23 protein-coding genes and 1 tRNA gene are annotated in these 23,690 nt (G+C 62.8%); 16 read left to right on the top strand and 8 right to left on the bottom strand.

The genetic code is table 11. The features are described 5' to 3' along the window. Positions 1–189 precede the first annotated feature (189 nt). The 7 genes from ilvD to CO669_RS22995 all read left to right on the top strand — a co-directional run bounded on the left by ilvD (position 190) and on the right by CO669_RS22995 (position 8,017). Positions 190–2,040 carry a dihydroxy-acid dehydratase gene (ilvD, locus tag CO669_RS23025; RefSeq protein ID WP_097662227.1) on the top strand — a complete coding sequence of 617 codons (1,851 nt, stop codon included), beginning with the start codon at positions 190–192 and terminating at the stop codon, positions 2,038–2,040. A 345-nt stretch (positions 2,041–2,385) separates the two neighbouring features. After that, complete coding sequence (locus CO669_RS23020) at positions 2,386–2,709, top strand: hypothetical protein (RefSeq protein WP_097662380.1); 324 nt, start codon at positions 2,386–2,388, stop codon at positions 2,707–2,709. 278 nt (positions 2,710–2,987) lie between these two features. Next, positions 2,988–3,077: transfer RNA gene (locus CO669_RS23015), tRNA-Ser, on the top strand. Positions 3,078–3,093: 16 nt separating this feature from the next. Then, complete coding sequence (locus tag CO669_RS23010; RefSeq protein WP_097662226.1) at positions 3,094–4,851, top strand: site-specific integrase; 1,758 nt, start codon at positions 3,094–3,096, stop codon at positions 4,849–4,851. Beyond that, a complete protein-coding gene (locus CO669_RS23005; protein ID WP_097662225.1) occupies positions 4,851–5,369 on the top strand; it encodes a hypothetical protein in 519 nt (172 codons plus the stop codon). The genes CO669_RS23010 and CO669_RS23005 overlap by 1 nt, the downstream gene beginning before the upstream one ends. Before the next feature lie 10 nt (positions 5,370–5,379). After that, on the top strand, positions 5,380–7,236 hold the full coding sequence (locus CO669_RS23000; RefSeq protein ID WP_097662224.1) for a hypothetical protein: 1,857 nt from the start codon (positions 5,380–5,382) through the stop codon (positions 7,234–7,236). After that, entirely contained in the window at positions 7,229–8,017 is a 789-nt protein-coding gene (locus tag CO669_RS22995) for a hypothetical protein (protein ID WP_198964208.1), read from the top strand. Before CO669_RS23000 ends, CO669_RS22995 begins: the two co-directional genes overlap by 8 nt. Here the strand turns inward: CO669_RS22995 and CO669_RS22990 are convergent. From CO669_RS22990 to CO669_RS22980, 3 genes are all read right to left on the bottom strand, one after another. After that, positions 8,001–8,579 (bottom strand): Swt1 family HEPN domain-containing protein, encoded by a 579-nt coding sequence (locus CO669_RS22990; protein ID WP_198964207.1) that lies wholly within the window; start codon positions 8,577–8,579, stop codon positions 8,001–8,003. The genes CO669_RS22995 and CO669_RS22990 overlap by 17 nt on opposite strands. A gap of 1 nt (position 8,580) precedes the next feature. Next, on the bottom strand, positions 8,581–9,270 hold the full coding sequence (locus CO669_RS22985) for a DUF5343 domain-containing protein (protein WP_097662223.1): 690 nt from the start codon (positions 9,268–9,270) through the stop codon (positions 8,581–8,583). A gap of 222 nt (positions 9,271–9,492) precedes the next feature. Continuing rightward, positions 9,493–9,693, bottom strand: coding sequence for a hypothetical protein (locus CO669_RS22980; protein WP_097662222.1), 201 nt, complete (start codon positions 9,691–9,693; stop codon positions 9,493–9,495). A gap of 257 nt (positions 9,694–9,950) precedes the next feature. On the opposite strand from CO669_RS22980, the gene CO669_RS22975 reads away from it, so the two are divergent. The 4 genes from CO669_RS22975 (at position 9,951) to CO669_RS22960 (ending at position 14,228) form a co-directional block, all read left to right on the top strand. Beyond that, positions 9,951–10,589: a recombinase family protein gene (locus CO669_RS22975; RefSeq protein ID WP_097662221.1), complete on the top strand. Its 639-nt coding sequence runs from the start codon at positions 9,951–9,953 to the stop codon at positions 10,587–10,589. A 112-nt stretch (positions 10,590–10,701) separates the two neighbouring features. Beyond that, positions 10,702–11,772, top strand: a complete 1,071-nt coding sequence (locus tag CO669_RS22970) for a TIR domain-containing protein (RefSeq protein ID WP_097662220.1) — start codon at positions 10,702–10,704, stop codon at positions 11,770–11,772. 16 nt (positions 11,773–11,788) lie between these two features. Beyond that, a complete protein-coding gene (locus CO669_RS22965) occupies positions 11,789–12,427 on the top strand; it encodes a hypothetical protein (protein WP_143278712.1) in 639 nt (212 codons plus the stop codon). 1,057 nt (positions 12,428–13,484) lie between these two features. Next, positions 13,485–14,228 (top strand): DUF7168 domain-containing protein, encoded by a 744-nt coding sequence (locus tag CO669_RS22960; protein WP_097662218.1) that lies wholly within the window; start codon positions 13,485–13,487, stop codon positions 14,226–14,228. A 165-nt stretch (positions 14,229–14,393) separates the two neighbouring features. Here the strand turns inward: CO669_RS22960 and CO669_RS22955 are convergent, their stop codons facing one another. After that, entirely contained in the window at positions 14,394–14,687 is a 294-nt protein-coding gene (locus CO669_RS22955) for a hypothetical protein (RefSeq protein ID WP_097662378.1), read from the bottom strand. Between the two features lie 120 nt (positions 14,688–14,807). Here CO669_RS22955 and CO669_RS22950 point away from each other — a divergent pair, with 120 nt between their 5' ends. Next, positions 14,808–15,551 (top strand): DUF7168 domain-containing protein, encoded by a 744-nt coding sequence (locus CO669_RS22950; protein WP_097662217.1) that lies wholly within the window; start codon positions 14,808–14,810, stop codon positions 15,549–15,551. Positions 15,552–15,640: 89 nt separating this feature from the next. Here the strand turns inward: CO669_RS22950 and CO669_RS22945 are convergent, their stop codons facing one another. Continuing rightward, positions 15,641–16,249 (bottom strand): sll1863 family stress response protein, encoded by a 609-nt coding sequence (locus tag CO669_RS22945; protein ID WP_143278711.1) that lies wholly within the window; start codon positions 16,247–16,249, stop codon positions 15,641–15,643. 322 nt (positions 16,250–16,571) lie between these two features. On the opposite strand from CO669_RS22945, the gene CO669_RS22940 reads away from it, so the two are divergent. Then, the gene (locus CO669_RS22940) at positions 16,572–16,763 is read left to right on the top strand and encodes a hypothetical protein (RefSeq protein ID WP_097662216.1); all 192 of its coding nucleotides are present in this window, start codon (positions 16,572–16,574) and stop codon (positions 16,761–16,763) included. 47 nt (positions 16,764–16,810) lie between these two features. On the opposite strand, the gene CO669_RS22935 is transcribed toward CO669_RS22940, so the two are convergent. Beyond that, on the bottom strand, positions 16,811–17,032 hold the full coding sequence (locus CO669_RS22935) for a hypothetical protein (protein WP_097662215.1): 222 nt from the start codon (positions 17,030–17,032) through the stop codon (positions 16,811–16,813). Between the two features lie 255 nt (positions 17,033–17,287). Between CO669_RS22935 and CO669_RS22930 the strand changes: the two genes are divergently transcribed. Next, a complete protein-coding gene (locus CO669_RS22930) occupies positions 17,288–17,608 on the top strand; it encodes a DUF1476 domain-containing protein (protein WP_198964206.1) in 321 nt (106 codons plus the stop codon). A 16-nt stretch (positions 17,609–17,624) separates the two neighbouring features. Here the strand turns inward: CO669_RS22930 and CO669_RS22925 are convergent, their stop codons facing one another. Beyond that, positions 17,625–18,215 carry a TIGR00645 family protein gene (locus CO669_RS22925; RefSeq protein WP_097662213.1) on the bottom strand — a complete coding sequence of 197 codons (591 nt, stop codon included), beginning with the start codon at positions 18,213–18,215 and terminating at the stop codon, positions 17,625–17,627. A 217-nt stretch (positions 18,216–18,432) separates the two neighbouring features. Here CO669_RS22925 and CO669_RS22920 point away from each other — a divergent pair, with 217 nt between their 5' ends. Next, positions 18,433–18,666: a hypothetical protein gene (locus CO669_RS22920; RefSeq protein WP_502694510.1), complete on the top strand. Its 234-nt coding sequence runs from the start codon at positions 18,433–18,435 to the stop codon at positions 18,664–18,666. Positions 18,667–19,600: 934 nt separating this feature from the next. Beyond that, positions 19,601–20,536 carry a septal ring lytic transglycosylase RlpA family protein gene (locus tag CO669_RS22910; RefSeq protein WP_097662212.1) on the top strand — a complete coding sequence of 312 codons (936 nt, stop codon included), beginning with the start codon at positions 19,601–19,603 and terminating at the stop codon, positions 20,534–20,536. 69 nt (positions 20,537–20,605) lie between these two features. Here the strand turns inward: CO669_RS22910 and CO669_RS22905 are convergent. Then, positions 20,606–23,690 (bottom strand): beta strand repeat-containing protein (locus tag CO669_RS22905; protein WP_158228784.1); only part of this gene is annotated, 3,085 nt, incomplete at its 5' end.

The raw sequence follows: 23,690 nt of genomic DNA, 5'->3' as shown, positions 1-23,690 counted from the left end.
TGTAGCCCGGATTGCGCTTCGCTCCATCCGGGCTACGAATGCCCCGCCAGATGCCCGCGCCGGGAGCAGGGGAGCCCTGTCCGGCCCAAGTTCCCGTTGCGCGCGCCCACCCCGTGCGCTATCCGGCCACAAAGGCCTGAGGCGACGCCACATTTTCCCGCCCGGCCAAACCCGAGGACGGAAACCGCCATGCCAGCCTATCGCTCCCGCACCACCACCCACGGCCGCAACATGGCGGGTGCCCGCGGCCTCTGGCGCGCGACCGGCATGAAGGACGGCGATTTCGGCAAGCCGATCATTGCGGTCGTCAATTCCTTCACCCAGTTCGTGCCCGGCCACGTCCATCTGAAGGACCTCGGCCAGCTGGTCGCCCGCGAGATCGAGCAGGCCGGCGGCGTCGCCAAGGAGTTCAACACCATCGCCGTCGACGACGGTATCGCCATGGGCCATGACGGCATGCTCTACAGCCTGCCGTCGCGCGAGCTGATCGCCGACAGCGTCGAGTACATGGCCAACGCGCACTGCGCCGACGGTCTCGTCTGCATCTCCAATTGCGACAAGATCACGCCCGGCATGCTGATGGCCGCACTGCGCCTCAACATCCCCGCCGTGTTCGTCTCCGGCGGCCCGATGGAGGCCGGCAAGGTCAAGCTTCAGGGCAAGACCAAGGCTGTCGATCTCATCGACGCCATGGTGGCTGCCGCCGACTCCAAGGTCAGCGACGAGGACGTCAAGGTGATCGAGCGCTCGGCGTGCCCGACCTGCGGCTCCTGCTCGGGCATGTTCACCGCCAATTCCATGAACTGCCTCACCGAGGCGCTTGGCCTCGCGCTGCCCGGCAACGGCACTGTCGTTGCCACCCATGCCGACCGCAAGCGCCTGTTCGTCGAGGCCGGCCACACCATTGTCGATCTCGTCCGCCGCTATTACGAGCAGGACGACGCGAGCGTGTTGCCGCGTAACGTTGCGAACTTCAAGGCGTTCGAGAACGCGATGACGCTCGACATCGCCATGGGCGGCTCGACCAACACCGTGCTGCATCTGCTCGCCGCCGCCCACGAGGGCGAGGTCAAGTTCACCATGCAGGACATCGACCGGCTCTCTCGTCGTGTCCCCGTGCTCTGCAAGGTCGCGCCGTCCGTCGCCGACGTGCACGTCGAGGACGTGCATCGCGCCGGCGGCATCATGGGCATTCTCGGCGAGCTCGACCGCGCCGGCCTGATCGACACTTCGGTGTCGACCGTGCACGCGCCGACCATGAACGACGCGCTGGAGCGCTGGGACATCAAGCGCTCCAAGAGCGAAGCCGTGCGCACGTTCTATCGTGCCTCGCCCGGCGGCATTCCCACGCAGGTCGCTTTCAGCCAGGAGCGCCGATACGACGAACTCGATGCCGATCGCGAGAAGGGCGTCGTGCGCAACATCGAGCATGCCTTCAGCAAGGACGGTGGTCTTGCCGTGCTCTACGGCAACCTCGCGCAGGACGGCTGCATCGTGAAGACCGCGGGCGTCGACGCCTCGATCCTGAAATTCTCCGGCCCGGCGCGCGTGTTCGAAAGCCAGGACGCCGCGGTGGAAGGCATTCTCGGGGGCAAGGTCATCGCCGGCGAGGTCGTGGTCATCATCTACGAAGGCCCGCGCGGCGGCCCCGGCATGCAGGAGATGCTCTATCCCACCAGCTATCTGAAATCGATGGGCCTCGGGAAGGCTTGCGCGCTCGTCACCGACGGCCGCTTCTCGGGCGGCTCGTCCGGCCTGTCGATCGGCCATCTGTCGCCGGAAGCGGCGGAGGGCGGCAACATCGGTCTCGTACGCACCGGCGACATCATCGCCATCGACATCCCGAACCGCAGCATCACGCTGGAGGTCTCCGACGAGGAGCTCGCCAAGCGCCGCGCCGCGGAAGAGGCGAAGGGCGATGCCGCCTGGCAGGCGGTGGGGCGCAAGCGCAACGTCTCGACCGCGCTGCAGGCCTACGCCGCACTCACCACCAGCGCCGCGCGCGGCGCGGTGCGTGAGGTGAAGCGCCGCGGGAAGTGACAGTCTTGTAGCCCGGATTACGACAATGGTCGGCGCGAAGCGCCGATCATTGTCGTAATCCGGGGCAGGTACGAGACTGGACGAGAGACCGGCCCCGGATTGCGCTGCGCTCCATCCGGGCTACGTGTCGGGCGCGCGTAGCGCGACCGTCGATGGTCAACGAGTCCTGAACGGCCGGCGCAAGCCGGCCGTTCGCGTTAAGGATGCCTCCACGAACTTCAGCAAAGCAAGGTTTTGCGGCGTATAATGCGCCCACCTTCGCAAATCCATTTCGGGCAATTGGGGCACCACATAATGTCGCGTACTCTTGCTGTTGTTTTCTCGACCGCCGTCGCCGCGATGTCCATGACGGGCGCAGCCTCCGCCGGCTGCTACAATTGCTACGCACCGCCGCCGTGCCAGACCTGCTATCAGCAGCAATACGTCGCGCCGCAATACCGCAGCGTCGACGAGACGGTGATGGTGTCGCCGGGCGCCGTCGTCGCGCACCGCACGCCCGCGCAATACCGCACCGTGATGGTGCCGCAGACCGTGATGGTCGCGCCTCCGAGCGTCCAGTACCAACGCATCCCGCCGCAATACGCCACGCGCCAGCGCGTCGAGATGGTCTCGCCCGGCTATTCCTACTACGCCCCGGTGCAGATGGGCTGTGCGTCCTGCGGCTACTGAGCCAGATGCCGTAACGATCGAATTTCGGCGCGGCGCTCCCTGGTGGGGCGCCGTTTGCTTTTGGAGGCCAGCAAACGAGGCCCGGACACGGAGGCGACTCCAAACCGGGCCTCGCAACCAGCGACGCCCTGGGAGATGTCGCCAGTGTCCGGGATTGCCGAGCGGACGTAGGGTAAGGGAACAGCCTGACGCTCGCCTGACAGATCGTGCCTGGGGCCGCGCCAACTTCGCGTTGCCATGGGCCGCCGACTACGTTAAGCGACAGCCATTCCAGGCTTGGAAGGGTGGCCGAGTGGTTTAAGGCACCGGTCTTGAAAACCGGCGTGCCCGCAAGGGTACCGTGGGTTCGAATCCCACCTCTTCCGCCACTCCCGCCGTAAGTCGTTGATCTTCCAAAAACTCAGCAGTTCCAACGGCTTCCAGTTGATGGGTGCTACGGTGAGCTGCTACAGCGAGCCCATGGAAGACGTGCCTCATCCTCGACTGCATAAGCGCAAGAACACCTACTATCTTCGAGCTTCGTACCCCGCCGACCTGCTGCATCTGTTCAAGGGCAAGGAGCGGTGGAAGTCCCTTGGAACCACTGACTACCGCGAAGCGGTGCGGCGGGTCCGGGCTGCGAGTGCGGACTTCGACGCCGAGATGGAACGCCTCAGGGCGACCGAGGCCGGTCCCCCGGCGAACCTCTCTCAACGGGAGATCGTCCGACTGTGTGGGAAGGCCTACGACTTCGCCATGCGGCAATGGGAAGATCAGCCCGGTGGGGCGGTGATCTACGAGAAGTTCATCGACAAGATGTCGAGGACGAACACCGCAGCCGAGCTGGAAGCAGAGATTGGCCCCCATCTCGCAGAGTTACTAAGCCGCTCATCAACGGTTGGGAAGATCGACGAGGATACTAAGGCGCGGTTCCTGCCCGCCTTGCGCGACACTATCCGGGACGCCGCTACTACACTCCGGCGTCGCGCCAACAACGATTACGGCACTGACCACCTCGTGAACCGTTTCGGAGGAGCGAACAAGAAGCCTGCTGGAGGTCTCAGCCTGCGGCGACTTATGGATGACTACTTGGCTGATCCAAGCGTCAGGCGCGGTGAGAAGACGCTGCTCAGCTATCGTATCCTGTTCGACGCTATCGAAGAACTCATAGGACCGGACAAGCTGGTCCGGGATGTCACCCGAGAGGACTGCAAGCGGGTTCGATCTCTGTTGCAGACGATCCCCAAGAATGCGCGGAAGGTCTACCCCGGCAAGTCGCTGTTGGAAGCCGCCCGACGGGCCAAGATCGAGGGCAAGCCGCTCATGTCTGTCGGAACGGTCAACTCGTACCTGAACAATCAATCATCGCTGTTCAACTGGGCAGTCAAAGAGGAACTGGCAGACCGCAACCCGGCCAGAGACCTGCAGTTAGCCGACCCGGTCAAGGACAGGAACAAGCGCAAGCCAGTGCCACAGACCGATCTATCAAAGCTGTTCCAAATGCCGCTCTACACCGGCTGTGTTGATGACGAGAACGGTTACGCGAAACGTGGCACGAACCACCCGAGGCGGGGGCGTTTCTGGGTGCCACTGCTGGCGCTGTTCCATGGACTGCGCCAAGGCGAAGCGTGTCAGCTCCACAAAACTGACGTTCGGCAGATCGGCGGCGTCTGGTGCCTCATGCTCTCCGAGGAAGACCCAGATGAGATGGAGGTCGAAGACAGGAAGCGGATCAAGACCGAGGCCGGTGAGCGGTTTGTGCCGCTCCACGCGGAACTGGTCGCCATGGGCTTCCTCGACTTCGTTCGGAGCTGCAATGGTGTTCGCCTGTTTCCAGAGCTGGAGCGGGACAAGTACGGCTACTTCTCAACCATGTCGAAGTGGTTCGGGCGGTTCTTGTCCAAGGCTGGTGTCAAGCAACCCCGCGTGACCTTCCATTCGCTACGACACAACTATCGTGACGCCCTGAGACGAGCGAAGCTGTCTCGCGACGTGATCCAAGCCTTGGGCGGATGGGCCAGCGATGGGGTGGACGATAATTACGGCGGTGATCTGGAGGCGTTCGTCTCGGTGTTGGCTGACGCCGTCGCGCGGGTGTCCTACGACGGCTTGGACCTGTCGCACCTGCACGTTTCGGCCACTCCGGCCAGAGCGGTGGCGTAATGGCCGAAGAGATGCCCGAGGCCGTCCAGAAGCAAGCCGAGCCGATCCTTCGGCTGATCAGCTACGCCCGCGAACAGGACCGACTGGGTAAGGTGAAATCCGCTCGCCATGCCCTGATCGAGGCTCGAAGGCAGATCGCCGAACAGCTTGGAGAGACCTTCGATCCCGCCGATGTGGAAGTCGAGGTCAAGAACGGTAGGCGTCGCATCAGGAAGGCCGCCGATACCGGCGAGCACCATCTGAAGGCCCTCGTCAGTTCCGCCCGGCTCTGGGATTGGACCGACCCCGACCGAGCAATCCGCGACATGAGGGCGGCACATTTCGGCTTCGGTTTCTCACACCTCCCACTTACCGACATCGAGGCCGATCTGGTCGAGAAGGGGAACGTCCTGTTCATCCTCGCGATCTACCCCACCTTGAAGTTCTCCATCCTTCGCCGTCTGCAGACGCGGGGTGTCGAGAATGTGCAGCCTGCCGCAACATCGGCAGCTCCCGAGACCAACGAAACTGACGAATAGACCATCGAACATGCTGATCCGCGACACCTTCGGCCCCGCCGATGCCCCGCCTATGGCTCATGGAGGGGGTGATAATTCCACTTCCCTTAGTGAGGTTTTAACCCCCTTGGGGCTCACCGAAGATGGCCTTGCCGGTGCCACTCTGAAGGCACTGCAGGGTTCCTTCGTTGGCTTTGGGCACTCCCTCACAAGCGAGATGTGGGACGGGCTCGCTGCTGTTGCTGGCGTCTTGGAAACGATGGCGAACGGTACCTGCCCGAAGTCGGTGTATGTCTCCAGCCTCGATCCCGGTGTCGGCAAGACCCAGCTCCTTGTTCACTTCCTGCGAGAGTTGCTGCGGTCTCCCGGCCATCGAGGAGCGTCGGCAATCATCTGCGCCAATCGCAAGGACCAAATCCGGGCCATCGCCACGGAAGCGGGTCTTGATCAGTTCGCCGTGCTGACCAGTGATGACGACCTCAACGCAATCGCCACCGCTGATCCGAACGAAGCCCGCATCCTGTTCACCACCCACCAGATGGTCGAGGCCCGCTGTCGAAACTCGAACAGCTTTGAGGCCGTTTCCGCGTTCCATTACGAGGGCGGTCCGAGGATGGTCCGCATCTGGGACGAAGCGATGTTGCCGGGAGAGCCGATAGCCGTCACGCTCGACGATCTCAACACCATCCCGGCCGAGGTGCGCACAGCACGCCCTCGGTTCACGGCAGACTTCGACAAGGTGATCAGCCAGATCGTCCAGGCGGAGGAGGGGGATCGTATCGAACTACCGAACCTCCCGCGCATCCACGATTTCGCGGAGCAGGAAGCTCGAAGGATGACCACTGGGCGGGCTGCGAAGGCCGTTGAGCTGATCTGGCCGTTGTTCGGGCGCACCGTCACCGTGCGGCGACGCTACCGGATTTCGATCCTCGACTACAGAGAGAGCCTTCCTGCGGATTTGCAGCCGGTCATGGTGCTGGATGCGTCGGCCCGTGTCCGAGCCACCTATGATCTCTGGGAGCGACACCGAGGGGGCATGCAGCGATTGCCTTCGGCGACGAAGAGTTACGCGGGGCTGACGATCGGTATCTGGGACCGTGGTGGGGGTAAGGACACGTTCTCCTACGATGCGCCAACTATCGCGGAAGGTGTCGTGAAGACGATCAATGCGAGACCCAACGAGGATTGGCTTGTCGTTCATCACAAGGCCACGGCGGACTTCGACTTCGAGAAGTTGGTCAAGCAGCGGCTGTCTACCAGTGGCGCGGGCAAGGTGAAGTTCGTGACATGGGGACGGCATGACGCCACGAACGACTTTGCGCACATTCCGAACGTCATCTTGGCTGGAGTGTTGTTCAAGCCCGAGCCAGCCTACGAGGCCACCGGAAGGGCTTCCGCTGCACTCCCGTCTGCCTCAGGTGCGTTTCAGTGGACTGACGAGGTCCGACGAGGCGAACACGCCCACGGCATTCTGCAGGCCCTCTGCAGGGGAGCGGTGCGACGCCTCCAGAACGGTTGCTGTCCTGCCAGCCGTGCGTTCATCATAGCGCATAAGGGCTCGGGCATCCCCGCACTTTTGGCGAAGGTCTTCCCCGGTGCATCCATCGGCGATTGGCTTCCGATCCCGAAGCCGCTCAAGGGGCACGCCGAGACGGCCTTTGACTACATCATTAGTCGGGTCGAGGCTGACGCCTCCGAGGTCATTCCACCAGCGGATGTCTACCGCCATCTCGGCGTCACGAAGGACAACTTTAAGAGCGTGCGTGGGCAAAAGAACTTCCGCGCGGCCTTGGAAGCATACGGCGTCAGGGAGACGACTGACGTTGACGGCCAGCCGCCGGGCTTCTGGCACCCGTTCCGCTACTACTTTGGGGACGAAGATGACTGACATCGGCCGCTGGAAACGTCGCGCCGCTCGCAAGGCCGAGGTCAAGGGCCGCGCACGAGAGCCCAGTCACATGTTCAAGATGTGTCGAGTGGTTGGCTGCAAGAACACTGCGCGGGCAGGGACCGGCGACGGCCTCGATACGCGCTTCTGCAGGTCACATGCAGACCACTACGCTCGGCACGGCAGTCCCTATCACGCCAGCTTCAAGGCCAGCGAGATCAATCCATTTCGTCGCGCAGCGGTGGAATGGCTCGTGGTCAACGAGGGCGACCGAGTGGTGGCGAATGCGCTCCTGCGTGTCCGCCGCCTCTACGACCAAGCTGGGCCGTACGTCGAAGCGTTTCGGCTCCGTGGCATGCCCCCTAAAGAACGAGCGAAGGCCGCGTGGGCGCGTCTCCGGCAGCACGAGGTAGACCCTCGCATGGTGGTCGCGGCATGGCTCGCCGTCGAAGCGAAGACCGCCGCCGATCCTCAGTCTGAGACCAAGGGTGAGTTCAAGCGAGTGCAGGCCGCGAAGATCGTTCACCGGCTCGCTTCGGGAAGCCACAAGAGCTGGCCGCAGGGCGGCGGCAAGACCACCGAGCTGCATGTCTACCCGGCGTCCCGAGGCAATGTCCTGCGTCACATCGGCGAAGACATCGAACAGGCTGCCGAGTTGGTGACGGAGCGATACGTGAAAGCAGTGACCGAAACTCTCGGCAGGACCAACCGACGCGCAGCTCCAAGACATCTTGCAGTTCGTCGGCGCTTTTCGAAGAGACGATCTAGCTCATCTGTCTAAACCAATCGCTCATACCAAGATAAAGCCGAGTGACCTCATCTCCAGCGAGCGGCTTGCAGTGAGCGATGGGACCGCGCAGCGTGTTTAGGTTCGACAAGATGCGACCAACAGCAGTCAGGTCTCTGAACATCTCACCAAAGGTGTCTGCGTTCGCCTTGAAAATCTCACCAAGTTCTCCGAAGGTGGAGTAGTCAATCATCTGGTCCGAGCGCGGCGTAAACCCAGCTCCGACCTCCTTGTCTCTGTTCTTCTTGCAGTTCTCGCGGACGTTTTGCGGGACGCGCTCATCCCACCAATTCGCACCGTGCAGCTCCAAGAGCCTTTCCATGATCAGCTCGCGGATCGAGTTCTCAAGGCAGTAGAACACGGCATAGTGCCGCTGCATCATGTCAGCTTCTGATCGGAGCTTCTGAGAGAATTGCGCATAGAACTCTTCTTCGGGGCGCTTCTCAGGTTGGACATGACCCAGGTCAACCCGCTGTTCTTTTTCCAGTCGACGGATGTCCGCCTCAATAGCGAGATTGTTCATGCCGAAAAGTCGGACTGCGTCGAGCCGCTTCACATCAATTCCTCAGCAGGTGCTCTTTGAGAGACCGAAAAATCGCATTGAACACGTCGGGGTTGGTCGTCTCAGGGAGGTTCAGATTGATGGTGTAGCCCACTCGAAACTCCACACCATCCTGTTGCTGGGGCGGGGGCTGGAAGTGTTGCGGGGGCACCGTGTTGGGCGGTGCTGGAGGAGTGGGCGTGGGAGATTGCGCCTGCGGGGGGTCGGCCATCTGCGCTCCATTGTTCGCTGCCGGTAGTTGCTCGTCGCCGAACGTCCCCTCAAAGTCCGCGCCATCCTTCAATGTGAAGAAGGTGCCCACCGTTGCTCGCGACACGGGACTGTCCTTTGCCAGCCCGGTCATCTCAGTAACTAATGACGTGAACTTGTCTCGGGGTAAGTTGTAGGCAAACTGGTTTCTATTGAACACATCCTCGTAGGCCTTTCTGATACCCTCAGCTTGCGCGATGGCCCGTGTGTCATCGTTGCGGAAGCGATCGTACAGCGTAGTGGGCGTTCCATCGCCATTGAGGAACGTCATGCGCTTGAGCAACGGAAGCACAGCACGCGCGTTACCGCCGCGTATGCCGAGCATCGTCTCAAGGTAATCCTGAGTGAAGCGTTCCGGTCGTCGCGCTTCACGGATTTTCGTGAGCACTTTCGGAATGACGCCGGGCGTGACCATGTAAGGCAGCTTAACAGACATCAAATCACCAAATGAAAGGCAGCGATCCGATCTGTATAGCACGGCCGAGGCGAACCAATCTGAGGTAGCAACAGGCCCGACCCGTAGTCCACAGGTCAACGAGCGGATAGTTGGCGGAAAAATGTGAGACCGTGCTTCGAGGGGGCCATCAGTGCCAACACCCCCCATGCCGGGGGGGCCTTGGCTCACGCGGAAGCGCACCTCGAACCTCTCACGTGGCGCCTACCCTTTCGGAGGCTGCAGGCCGGGAGAGTTGATCCACTCGGTCAAATGGGCTGTTGTTTCGGCTTGGCGAGCCTTGCTGATCAGCCGCTCTCGCTCGCTGGGCGTCGCATGGTCGGCTAGTTCGCGAATGCGCTTCGCTTCGGCCGCGAGCCGTTCTTCCAATGTGCTGGTTTGCTTGAAACGACGCCGTCTCAACATGGCGCAGCTCCCGCACTCGTTGCTCCTAACTCGTTGCAGGCGAGTGTGAACCGCTCTCTCAGCCTGCCGGTTACGGAATGCACAACCGGAACTGCGCCGTCCGGTTCCCATTCTCGACTTCACACTGAACGAATGTCCGTAAGGGTATGCCCGTGCGGACAATCAGGGCAGCCCCGAAACAGCGTCCGTTAGGGTTGACTTCGATCAACGGACACGATACTCAACGGACATAACCCTAACGGTTAAAAAGGGCGTCCATGGCCACGATCTTCTATGCGCGAGTATCCACCACCGATCAGACCGTCGAACATCAGCGGACAGGAGCAGAGGCCGCAGGCTTCAAGATCGACCGCGTCGTCGCAGACCATGGTGTCTCGGGCATCAGCACTCGCCTTGCCGAACGTCCCGAGGGCAAGCGTCTCTTCGACATCCTCCGCAGCGGCGACACCCTTGTGGTTCGCTGGATCGACCGTCTCGGGCGCAACTACGGGGACGTGTGCGACACGATCAGGGAGTTCATGCGGCGTGGCGTCGTCATCCGGACGGTGATCAACGGGCTCACGTTCGACGGGGCAACGAAAGACCCTATGCAGCAGGCTGTCAGAGACGCGCTCATTGCGTTCATGGCCGCAACTGCACAGGCCAACGCTGAGGCCATCAAGGAAGCGCAGCGCGGCGGCATCGCTCTCGCCAAGGCCAAGGCGGGGGAGACGAAGTACCGCGGACGGAAGCCGACGTTCGGAAAGGATCAGCTTGAAACGGTCCGCAGCATGCTGGGGCAATCGGCAGGCGTCGGGCAGATCGCGTCAGCAACGGGCCTGAGCCGACAAACGATCTATCGCATCAAGGAAGACCCCGCCGGGGCAGAAGCCAGTCTAACGCATTGGTCAACCTAGAGAAGTAGCACCCCGACACTCTATCTCTGTGAATAAGAGCGGAATGTTCTTCAGTTGTTCTTGACGCTTTTGTAAAGCCGCTTATGTTGTGCGCACCCATAAGGAGGTTCGCATGGACAGCTTGCCGATCCGTACCACCATCGACGACGTGAAAGCGTTGGCTGCGTATCTGGTCACGAAGCCCATAGGAGCTACCCTGACTGAAGCAAAAGCGATCGTGGACAGCAGTGTTCTTGATGGACGCAAGCTGAATGCGATGAAGGCTTGGGGAATGATCGAGGAGAACTCGGGCAGGCTTCGGCTCACTGACCGTGGGCGACGAGGGGCAAAGGATAAGGGTGCAGCCATCGCCACCGTTCTCATCGAGGTTATTCGCTCGATACCGGCCTACGCCGCGGTGGTCGAAAGGGCTGCCCACAAGTCCGAAAAAACTGTCACGGCGGTGGAGGTTGCCTCTCATTGGCACGATCACTTCACCTCGGTGGCATCCTCAAATGAGAAAATCCTCAACGACCAAGCGGTCTGCTTCTTCCAAGTCGCGCAAGGTGCCGATCTCGGCGAGCTTGTCGTTGGACGCAAGGGGTCGCCAACGCGGTTCGAGTTCGACGAAGACGCTGTTAGCCTTTTCGCGGGGGAAAGCAGTTTCGATCACTCTCAAGAGGACGAAGTGGATCGTGAGCCCGACGAGTTGAAGCCCCCGCAGGCTTCTCCATCTATCGAGGTTGTCGTGCCAATGAAGCCCGCTGCAATCCAGCGCGTTTTCATTACGCACGGCAAGAACAAGAAGGTGCTGGAGCAGATCAAGGAGATCGTGGCTTTCGGTAACTTTGTGCCTGTCGTAGCGCAGGAGCGAGAGAGCGCGGCAAAGCCTGTTCCCGACAAGGTCATGGACGAGATGAGGAGCTGCCAAGCCGCGGTTATTCACGTTAGCACCGAGGGTACTTACACGAATGCGGCAGGTAACGAGCGGCCACACATCAATGAGAACGTGCTCATCGAGATCGGCGCAGCGATGGCCCTGTATCGGGCCAACTTCATCCTCGTTGTAGAAGATGGCCTCCAACTCCCGTCCAACCTCAGCGGCCTTTACGAATGTCGCTATGTGGGTGACGAGTTGAATAACGCAGCCACGATGAAGTTGCTGAAGGCTTTCAACGAGTTTCGCGAGAAGGTCGCGGCCTAATGAGGAGCGTTAGTTCATGCGTGTCGGTCGGGATGAGACCATCAGAGGCGTTCGCCTCATAAAGGTGCGAGACCTTTTGCGTTTTGTTGAAAGCGGCGCGGTACGTCCGAGCATCGTGATGGAGCGACTGGGGTGCGATGAGGCTGAGGCCGTCTCGATGATCGAAGCTCTCCTGCGTGAGGGCTACATTGAGAAGGATGTGACCGCAAAACAAGAGCCAGCGCGGCTTGTTGTCAGCGACTTGGGCATTCAGCTCTGCAACGCCAAGTTCGTGCGTCGCATCAGCCGCGCTGAAGCCGAACGGTTGGTGGCCGAGCTCCTTGAACGCGTGAAGCAGGTCAACGAGCGCGATGAACTCACCCACCGCATTACATCGGTCCGTGTGTTTGGCAGCTACCTAGGCGACAACTCTGATCTCGGAGATGTCGATCTCGCGATCCAGTACACGCCACGACGATCCACCCACGTAGAGGAGGCTCAGCAGCGAGCGGAGCAGTCGGGCAAGTCGATGAGCAACTTCCTCCAAGTCATCACATACGGCACTTCGGAGATTAGACAGATACTGAAGAACAAAAGTCCTTACCTGTCGCTACACGAACATTCTGAGCCTGATCGACTTGGCGTAGGCTCCCGCGTGCTCTTCGCCGCACCTTGATCAAGCCAGCAAGCATTGCTACGGATCTGTGCTACGGTACATCGTTTGGTGACCGTTATTTTCGTAATCGGATCAACGCCTTCGGCGTCTAGGTGGGCGGTCCCACCCCTTCCGCCAGTTCTCCTCTCATGTAGCTGATATTGCAGCCAAACTGTTGTCAGCTATGGCATGCACCCCGAAACCAAGTACAGGCGCTGAGCGGGTTTTTCGGCGGGCAGGAGGATCAGATCGAGCACGTCCAGCCCTACGGTTCGGGTTCGGCGGTTTTGAAGCCGATAAGAACTCTCAGCAATGGATGGCGAAGGCTTCACGGGCTTTATGCGGGCACCCGCGGTCACGTCTTGCCCCCATTTTCCTTGCAATCTTATGGCATCTGATGAGGATAGTAAGTCCGCGGCAGGATGATGCGATGTTCAACCGTTTTTTGACTACGAACGCAGTGATCTTGCTTGCAGTCTTGGGTGGCAAGAGCACAGCAGTTGCCGCGCCGACTCCGGCACGACATGCAGTGACTGCGACGGGACAGGTGCTTTGCGACGCGAGAGGATGTCGTCCGGTAAAAAGTGGATGCCGGCTCGAATATCGAGCCGGCATCGCTGGAGGTGCAGTACCCACGGGCGGAAACGTTGAGATTTGCCCTCGCCAGTCGGCTCGATAGATAGGCGCGCGCCGCGTGAGGCTGACGGGCCTAGCGCAAGATGCGTCGATCCTGATTCTTCGACCGAAAAACCATCGTGTCCTTGGACCAAAAAACTACTGTGGTTCGGCTGGCTTATCGCGCTCATGGCTTTCGGCTTCGGCGGCTGCGCATGCGTCCATGCCATGGCACCTGCTTAGATAGTACCGAGCGCCCGCTACGATCGAGGAAACAGCGATCACGGTAACAAGCAGGACGATCATCCACCGTCTATTCGACATTCCAAGTCCTTCTGTGATGACAGCCTTCTACCAATCGCCGTCTGATATCCCGATCGAGAAGGCAAGGAGGAGATGTGGTGCCCTTCTGCCAGTCTATCCGACCGCGATCCATTGGCCATGCCTCCCAGACAGGTAATCCGTGAACCAGGCCTCCAGTCCCGCCGCGCTCGACAAGCTGAAGCTCCGCATTCAGGCGTTGCGCGCCAAGACCATTGCCAATGGCTGCACCGAGGACGAGGCGCTGTCGGCCGCCGCCAAGGTCGCCGAGCTCTTGGATCGCCACGATCTGTCGCTCTCCGACATCGAGCTGCGCGCCTCGCCCTGCGAACGGAGGGTCTTCGAGACCCATCGCAAGAAGCGAATTCCGCTGGACGACTGCATCGGCGCGATCGCGCATATCTGCGATTGCCGGGTCTGGCGCGAGAAGAACGCAGGCGGCGAGAACAGCTATGTGTTCTTCGGTCTCGGCGCGGATGTCGAGGTCGCGCATTACCTGGCCGAGTTGATCGACGGCGTCGTGCGCGCCGAACTCGGCCGCTTCAAGACCTCGGTCGACTACGGCAGGTTCCGGCACCAGGAGCGGCATCTGGCCAATGCGTCCTTCGCGCTCGGGATGGTGGCCTCGATCGCGGACAGGCTGCTGGCAATCAAGGCCGGCCGCGATCAGGTCAACGAAGGCACCGGCCGCGGGCTGGTCGTCCTGAAGGCCTCGGTGGTCGACGCAGAACTGGACAAGCTCGACCTCAAGCTCCGGACCGTGCGCAGCGCCAGCCGGATGGTGTCGATGACGGCCTATGAAGCCGGCGGCGCTGCCGGCGCGTCGCTGGCCATCAATCCCGGCCTTGGCGAGGCGCATCCGGGGACCGCGTCCAAAGGAAGCTGAACGCATCGGGTGAGGAGGGCGGCTTCGGCGGGAGCTGAGCGCATGGCGTCACGCTGAGCAATGACAAGTTGAGCAATGACGACGGGTGCCTCGCCGTCCATTAGGCCGTCGGGCACGCTGTCGGCAGTCTGCCGGTTCACGCCGGCAGGCGTCCTTTAAAATTCGCTAGTTGGGGGTGTTGCCGCTCTTGGCCTTGGACGAATGTTTCACTACTGGTTTGGGCGGTGCAGACGGCTTCTTCGACGCTTCGGCGCCGCGGGCAGTGCCCCACGGATCTACGGCCTTTTGGTCAGGAACGTTGCCGAGGGAGCGTTGATAGGCGCGCTCAGCCCGAATGTCGTCCGCCTTCTGCGTCTCCGACTTGTCCGGGGACTGTTCGCCATACATTGGAACACGGTCCTGCGCCAATGCGGTCGGTGCGATCAGAGCAAACATGACAGCGACGGCGATTTTGCGCATTGAGAAAACTCCCGGTTCTGTGACGAGCATAACAGCGCGCCGATTGCGGCATCAATGGGCGCGGTTGGACAGATACCCCTTCCGCCGAACTATCGGTCGGGCTTTCTGGGCAGGTCATCGGTGAATCAGACATCCAATCCGGCCGGGCTCGACAAGCTCAAGCTCCGCATTCAGGCGTTGCGCGCCAAGACCATCGCGAACGGCTGTACCGAGGACGAGGCGCTGTCGGCCGCCGCCAAGGTCGCGGAGTTGCTGGATCGCCACGATCTGTCGCTCTCCGACGTCGAGCTGCGCGCCTCGCCGTGCGAACGCAGGGTCTTCGAGACCCATCGCAAGAAGCGAATTCCGCTGGACGACTGCATCGGCGCGATCGCTCATTTCTGCGATTGCCGGGTCTGGCGCGAGAAGAACGCAGGCGGAGAGAACGTCTATGTGTTCTTCGGTCTCGGTGCGGACGTCGAGGTCGCGCACTACCTGGCCGAGTTGATCGACGGCGCGGTGCGCGCCGAACTTGGCCGCTTCAAGACCTCGGTCGACTACGGCAGATTCCGGCACCAGCAGCGGCATCTGGCCAATGCCTCCTTCGCGCTCGGGATGGTGTCCTCGATTGCGGACAGGCTGGTGGCCCTCAAGACCAGTCGCGATCAGGTCAACGAAAGCACCGGCCGCGGGCTGGTCGTCCTCAAGACCTCGGTGGTCGATGTAGAGTTGGACAAGCTCGACCTCAAGCTCCGGACCACGCGCAGCACCAGCCGGACGGTGTCGATGACGGCCTATGAAGCCGGTGGCGCTGCCGGAGCATCGCTGGCCATCAATCCCGGCCTTGTCGGGACGCAGTCAGGGACCACCCGCAGGGGAAGCTGAAGGGGGCGCACCGCGATCCCAAAGGGTACGAGGAGGGCGGATGATCTGCGCCCTTCCTCGCGCGCTCCTGTACCCGTCTCTTCTGAGCATCAGCTCTTCGGACCAGCGCCCTTCAGCGCGTCCCACGCGGCCTGGTTCGCCTGATCGAATGCCTTCCGGGACTCGGCGAGCGCGTCGCTCAGGACCGACCAGGAGTCGCTGCCGGCCTGCTTCAGCTTCTGCAGACGCGCTTCGGCTTCTGACGCATCGGATTTCATCTGCTTGAGCGCGGCATCGACATCGACGGTGCGGGCTGCGGCGACCTTGCCGGCGGCCTCGCGGAATTTGTCCGCGGCTTCGCGCCAGGCTTTTGCTTGTGCGGCCGCAACGTCCTTGAACGTGGCCTGCTGCTGCTCGAACTGTTGGCCGGCGCCTTCGAAATAGGTCTTCACCTGGGCTTCGAATCCAGCCCACTGCTTTTCCAGGTCGGCCTTGGCCTCGGTCCAGGCGGCTTCACCTGCTTCGGCCTGGGTCTTGAGCATTGCCTGAAACGCGTCACGGCGCGTCGTCAGGTCCGACAGGAGCTGATCGGTCTTGACCTTGGACTCAGCCTTGGCCTGGCCGGCTTTGACCTCGAACGAGGCCAACGCGGCATCCATTTCGTCGATCCGCTCCTTGGCCCAATTGAGGTAGAAATGCATGCTGCTCTGTTGTGACATGGCCGTCTCCATCTGCTTGCCGGGACAGGATTCCAAAACTCAGGCTTGCTCGTGTTGACCTGTCTCAACGACGACGCCTTGCGAGCCTTCGGAACCTTTCATCTTGGACGGATTTCCCGAAGTTGGCGGTCGGTCGCTGTCGGGTCCCGGGCGGGCTTGAGGGGGCATTTCGCGGACTGAAAAAGACGTGACTCTGACGGGACTTAGCTACTGTGCATGGGGTTGTTTTTCGCCTTTTTGCCGGGAGGTATTTGAATTGAGTGCAGGATGCGCCCGGCCGCGGCGCTGCGGAACTCTTTCCTCACCTCCGCGTTATCTCGGCATGACTGAAGACCTTTCATTCCGACGCAAACCCCTGACCCCCGAGCAGCGCCAGGCGCGCGATGCGGCACGCCGGATCGAGGCCGAAAAGGCCATGCGCGACCATGAAGAGGCGCAGAAGGCGTTTTACGCCAACAAGGAGCGGCTGAGGGCCGAGCGGCTCGCGCGCGAAGCTGCGGAGGCAAAGGCCTGACCAACGGCATGCGTGAACGCGATCACGGTTGGTCGTGACAGCGCGCTTCAATGCCGGTTGGATAGCCGCGTTGCGCTCAAGGCCAGTACGAGCGCCTGGACGGCTCCTGCGAAGGGCCGCCGGGACAATTGTGCCTCGATCGCTTCGGCCGCGACCCGACAATCTTCGGCGACCTTGAGCAGCCCACTTCGCGTGAGGTCCATGGAGAGGGCTGCTTGCTCCAGGCAGACCCGCTCAAGCCGTCGAAACTCCCGCAGCTCTTTGTTCATGCGTCAGCTCTCGGTGTGCCCTGGGCCATGCGGCGCTGAGTCTGCTTAACAAATGGTAAATATCGTCTGTCTAGCCGGGCTGGCTGGCCCAGGGCTTGTGCTGGCGGTGCCGCCCGGGCTTGGGGCTGATCGGCAGGCTTGACGGCGTCCGGCTTCCGCCGGAAGCTTCAAATGATCCTCAACTGACGTGAACCCACGGAGACGTTTGCCAGCCAGTCCGACCCCCTATCAGCGAAAAGCGCAATGGAGCTGACCATGACCACGTTCGACAAGCGCGAGCAGGGCTTCGAGGCCAAGTTTGCCCACGACGAGGAGCTCATCTTCCGGGCCACGGCCCGGTCCAACAAGCTGCTCGGGCTCTGGGCTGCGAGCCAGCTGGGGTTGAGCGGCGATGCCGCGGCGAGCTACGCCACGGCGCTGGTGACGGACCATCTGCAGACCCAGACGATGAACGAGGTCGTGGAGAAGGTGTCGGGCGATCTTGCCGCCAAGGGGCTCGCGCGCGAGCAGGTCGCGCAGAAGCTCCAGGAGTGCCTGCATCAGGCGCTCGCGCAACTCGAAGCCGACAAGCAATGAGGGAAGGCGGTGCGCCTCATGCGGCGTGCTTACGCATCCCGGACTCGCTGAGCTTGTCGACATAGGCGATGCCGAGCGCCGAGACGATGAAGGTGATGTGGATCAGCACCTGCCACATCACCCCGGTCTCGGTGTAGCCGGCGCGGTTCGAGCCGAGATTGCCGGCCTCGATGAAGGTGCGCAGCAGCGCGATCGAGGAGATGCCGATGATGGCCATCGCGAGCTTGATCTTGAGGACGCTGGCATTGACGTGGCCGAGCCATTCCGGCTCGTCGGGATGGCCCTGCAGGTCGAGCCGCGAGACGAAGGTCTCGTAGCCGCCGACGATCACCATCACGAGCAGGTTCGAGATCATCACGACGTCGATCAGCGCGAGCACGCTCATCATGATCTGCTGCTCGGTGAGATCGAGCGCGTGCCAGGAGAGGTGCCAGAGTTCCTTCAGGAACAGTGCGATGTAGACGCATTGCGCCACGATCAGTCCGAGATAGAGCGGCAGCTGCAGCCAGCGCGAACCGAAGATGATCATCGGCAGCAGGCCCAGGCGCGGCAGGGGCGGGCGCGGTTCGATACGAGGTTCGGATGGGGGTCCAGGCTCAACCGACATTCAGGCGGCATCCTCGCAATCGCAACGATCTCGCTTGCATGTAGCCCGACAAGATGGCCGGCGGAAGACGCCGCGCGCGCCGCGCCTTCGGCGGATCGCCCCATTTCGTGCTAGCGTGCCGCGCGGCGGTCGCGTGGCGGCCCGGACCGGGAGGCGGGGAGTGATTCAGCGCGGCTTCGGCAGGTGGACCGGCGGCGTCGCGCTCGCCGGTGCGATCATGATGGGCATCGGCGCCACGGACGTGTCGGCGACACCGCTGACGCCGTTTCGCTACGAGGCGCAGGCGCAGCGTCACTGTCCGCACGACAGGGTGGTCTGGCTGGATCTCCGCAAGGGCGTCTACTACCGCAAGGGCCAGACGCGGTATGGCCAGGGATTCGACGGCAGCTTCGTCTGCCAGACCGAGGCCCGTGACGGCCGCTTTCGCCGCTCGCTGCTGGGCCTGCGCTGAGCGTCGCGTGACCCGCGCTCACGCAACGGGCCGGCTAGGTCCGGCGCGGCAGCTTCACCGGGACGTGCGGGGAGGTGCTGATGACCCGGGGGCTTCCGTCAGGATAGGTGCGGTCGCCGCGGATGAGCGACTCCAGGACCAGAAAGAATTTCTCGGCAAGCATGTGCGTCAGCCCTGTCGGTGATGGCCTCTTGAAATGTAGGTCGAGGCGCCGGACGCGGAAATTCAATCAACTGAACGAGAGCGGCAACGTTACGTGCTGCGTCGCGGTGATGCCGCGGGTTGGAAATTCGGAAGGAGCGTGCGGCGCTCAGGCGAAGGCCAGCGCCATGAGGCTCGAGCAGAGCAGGACCAAACCGCCGGCGGTCAATGCCAGGAAGCCGTCAGAAACCAGATCATGGTTGCGCATGGGACACCTGCCGCTCTCGCCTTCGATGCTCGGTCGGATTGATTAAAATTGTCCGAACGTGCCGTCTTGAAAGAGGTGATGCTTGCCGTCTGCGCGAGTGCCTTTAGGCCCTCGTGCGGTAGCCTTCAAACGCATGGGCCAGGAAGATCCCCGCGCTTACCAGACCCATCAGTGCCGAAACCGTCTCGATCATCGTTAAATTCCAAATCCCGCCCTTGCACGCGAGAGAACGCGGGCGGCCTTGCACAGTCAAAAGAATTCCAATGAGGCCAATGACAATGGGGGTGGAGTGAGGATTCGGCGCAACAGAATCCCGGGGATGCCCCGTAGAACAACGGAAAAATGCGAACGTCCTGTTTACCATCCCGGCGGGATCGCCGTGGGCTCCCCATTTCCGCCGCGTTCGGGTTGCGTTATCCTTACTGTGTCCGAGGCGGTGGTGGGCCGGTTCGGATCACAAGACCGAACAGCTGCCCGTTGCATAGCGGATTGGGCAGACGTTCCGCGGAATGGTATTTGGGGCGAATGGGGATCCGACGGTCAGATTCGGTTTTGCGGGCCGCGCGCGGTGTTGCGGCGGTCGCAACCTGCGTTGTGCTGGCCAATTGCGCCTCGTCCAACAAATTCGCCAGCCGCGTCGATCCGAAATACGGCGTGTCGTCGAGCCCCCGGGTCGTCGCTTTCGGGGACCCGGTCCCGAAGGGCGGCGGCACCTACCGTGTCGGCAAGCCTTATGTGGTGGCGGGCAAGACCTATGTGCCGGAGGAGGACGTCAATTACCGCGCCGAGGGCATGGCGTCCTGGTACGGCGACGACTTCCACGGCCGCCTGACCGCCAATGGCGAGGTGTTCGACATGACCTCGCTGACCGCGGCGCATCCGACCCTGCCGATGCCGTCCTATGCCCGGGTGACCAACATTTCCAACGGCAAGTCGCTGATCGTCCGCGTCAACGACCGCGGCCCCTATCACGGCAACCGCCTCATCGACGTCTCGAACAAGGCCGCCGAACTCCTTGAATTCAAAGGAAATGGTGTCGCCAAGGTCCGCGTCGAATATGTCGGCCGGGCGCCCCTCGAGGGCTCCGACGACCGCCAGCTCCTGGCGACCCTGCGCACCGGCGTTCCGGCGCCGTCGCCCTCGATGGTCCGGGTCGCCTCGGCAAAGCCGTTCGTGCCGGAATTGCCGGGATCGAGCCGCGGTGCCATTCGCGGCGACGTGCCGATGCCGGAGGGGCGGCCCTACAATCTCGGGACCACCTCCGCCGACATGGCCTCGCTCAACGCGACCTCGGAAATGTCGGCCTCAAGCCGCAGCCGGGGCCGGGCGGTCCACAACGCGCGGTCCGTGTCCTACGACGAGGACGGCCGCTATGTCGCCGAGAGCGCTCCGTCCGCCGCCTCCGCCTCGGACGGCGCCGCAGAGGCCCGGAGCATCCTGAGCGGTCGCGGGCTCTACTAACCGCAGGCACCAAGCAAGCAGGTCTGGCTGGCGCTGTCGCGCGCGCCGGTTCGCCGTCATCTCCCGGGATCAGAACGGGATGCGTGCGCGTCCCGAGAACGTCCATATCTGCGTATTGCCGCCGATGCCGCCGAGCTCGGCGCCGAAGCCGACCGTGGCCCCACTCGCCAGCCTGGCACCGATGCCGCCCGTAACCCGCGCCGACCACCCCTGGAGCAGCGGTGTGGACGCCAGCGGTATGCCACCCGCAGCGACGATCGCGGCCGCGTCGTCCTGAGTGAAGTAGTAGTCGGCATAGACGCCGGCATACGGCGCCAGCAGCACACTATCGAGCCACGGCACGGGATAGGAGATCCTGTTGCCCGCAGACGCGCGGCCGCTCGAGAAGGTGCGAGCAGCCTGCTGGGTGCCGAGCGAATCGACATAGGCATTCTCATGCTCCCACAGCGCGTACACCTTGGCCGACGGCTCGATGGTGAAATTGGCCCAGTTGTAGGTGCCGGTGAATCCGGTCGCGAACATCCAGCGATTGCCGTTGAAATTGCCCTGGGCCGTGCCGGCGGTGCCGTCATAGCCGATGCCGGAATAGGTCACCGCCACGTCGTAGCGCAGCGTCGGGATGATCTTCCAGCCGAGATAGGCGCCGACAGTCCAGCCGTCGCCCTTCAGCTTTCCGTTGATGTCGGTCTGGGTGTAGCTGAAGTTTTCGTAGCCGCCGGTCACACCGACCAGCAGGTTCGGCGCCGCCCGATAGGTCAGGCCCGACAGCAGGTTGATCTGCTGGCCGTAGAGCGTGGCCTGGGTTGCTCCCTGACCGATATTGCCGGACGAGCCCCATCGGTCGATGCCGGTGCCGCGCACGTCGATCCAGAACAGCCAGTCCTTTTGCTGCTTGAAGCGCGCGACCGGCGCCTTGTTCGGCGCGGCCCGGTCGATGGCGGCGAAGGCGTCGTCGATCCGCGAGGCGCCGCGCGTGGCGCGGCCACCCCGACCGGAGCTTTCCTTCCCGGCATAGGCATTGGCGCTTTGGGACGCGGACTGGGGCTTGCCGTCGTCCTCGTCACCGTCAGGCGCGGCGGCGAAGTTGACGCGCAGCCCGCCGGCGCCCGGCATGACGTATTGCCCGCCACTGCTGAACCCTTCCGAGATCGCGGTGTCGATCGCGCCGGAGATCGCCTGGCCGGAGTTTTGCGCCACCACCTTGGTGACGTTGAGCTGGAGCGCGCGCAGCCTGGCGCTGTCGGCGGGAATGTCGACTGACTGGGTCAGCGCCGGGGATGTCGAGGCATTGAAGGCGGGACTGCCGTTGTAGGTCGCCGTCATCGTGTGATTGCCGACGACGAGCGTCGTGGTTGCCAAGGTGGCGATGCCGGCTGACAATGTGGACGTGCCGATCGGTGTCGTGCCGTCGAAGAACGTCACCGTTCCCGTCGGCGTCCCGCCCAAGCTGTTTACGTTCGCCGTGAACGTCACCGACTCACCGTAGCTGCTCGGGTTCTTCGAGGAGGTGAGGGCCGTCGCCGTCGTGGCGGACAGATAAGTGAACCTGTCTGCGGCCGAGGTGGGCGATGTGCCACCGCCTGTCGTCACGGTGACGTCGACCGTGCCGGCGCCGGGCGGCGATGTCGCCGTGATCGACGTTGCCGAGTTCACCGTGAAGCTCGTTGCATTGTTGGGGCCGAATTTCACTGCGGTGGTGCCGGTGAAACCGGTTCCCGCGATCGCCACCGACGTGCCGCCGACCGCCGATCCGGAGGTCGGCGCGATCGAGGTCACGGACGGTGCGGGCGTGTAGCTGAATTGATCCGATGCCGATGTGGCTGATGTTCCGCCCGGTGTCGTTACGGTCACATCGACGATGCCGGTGCCGGTGGGCGAGGTTGCCGTAATCGAGGTTGCCGAATTGACCGTGAAGCTCGCGGCATTGGTTGCGCCGAACTTCACGGCGGTCGCACCCGACAGTGCAGAACCGGTGATCGTGACCGAGGTGCCACCCGCTGCAGGCCCTGCGTTCGGCGAAACCGACGTGACTGCCGGCGCTGCGGCGTAGCTGAACTGGTCGGCAGCCGAGGTGGCCGACGTCCCACCTGGCGTCGTCACCGTGACGTCAACCGTGCCGGTGCCGGCAGGGGACGTGGCGGTGATCGAGGTCGAGGAGTTGACCGTGAAGCCGGTCGCATTCGTCGCGCCGAACTTCACGGCTGTCGTGCCGGTGAAGTTGGTGCCCGTGACGGTCACAGACGTTCCGCCGGCGAGCGGGCCAGCGGTCGGCGAAATCGACGTCACCGTCGGCGTGCCGAAATAGGTGAACTGGTCGGCCGCCGAAGTCGCGGACGTGCCGCCGGTCGTCGTCACCCTGACGTCCACGACACCGGCCCCGGCCGGCGAGGTCGCGGTGATCGATGTCGCGGAATTGACCGTGAAGCCCGTCGCAGCCGTTGCCCCGAAGGTCACGGCTGTGGCGCCCGTGAAGTTGGTGCCTGTGATGATCACCGATGTGCCGCCCACCGCCGGGCCCGATGTCGGCGAGATCGAGGTGACGGTCGGCGAGGGGATATAGGTGAACTGGTCCGCAGCAGAGGTCGCTGAGGTACCGCCGGCGGTCGTCACCCTGATGTCAACCGTGCCGGTGCCGGCCGGCGATGTGGCCGTGATCTGGGTCGCCGAATTGACGGTGAAGCCGCTAGCCGGCGTTGCGCCGAAGGTCACGGCCGTTGCACCGGAGAGGTTGGTGCCGGTGATGGTAACGGTGGTGCCACCGGCACCTGGACCCGACGTCGGTGAGATCGAGGTGACGGTTGGTGCTGCGACGTAGGTGAATTGGTCGGCGGCGGAGGTCGCCGACGTGCCGCCCGTAGTCGTCACCCTGATATCAACCGTGCCGGTGCCGGCGGGTGACGTCGCCGTGATCTGGGTCGCCGAATTGACCGTGAAGCCTGTTGCGGCCGTTGCTCCGAATGTGACCGCGCTCGCGCCGGAAAAGTTCGTGCCGGTGATGACCACGGTCGTGCCGCCGGTCTGCGGACCGGCCGTCGGCGAGATCGATGTGACTGTCGGCGTGCCGACATAAGTGAACTGGTCGGCTGCCGAGGTGGCCGACGTTCCGCCTGGGGTCGTGACCCTGACGTCAGCCACGCCGGTCCCCGCCGGCGAG

The organism is Bradyrhizobium sp. Y36 (genome assembly GCF_002531575.1).
Lineage (GTDB): Bacteria > Pseudomonadota > Alphaproteobacteria > Rhizobiales > Xanthobacteraceae > Bradyrhizobium.
Note: the sequence above shows the minus strand (reverse complement) of the source record. Positions and strands in the feature narration are given on the sequence as shown.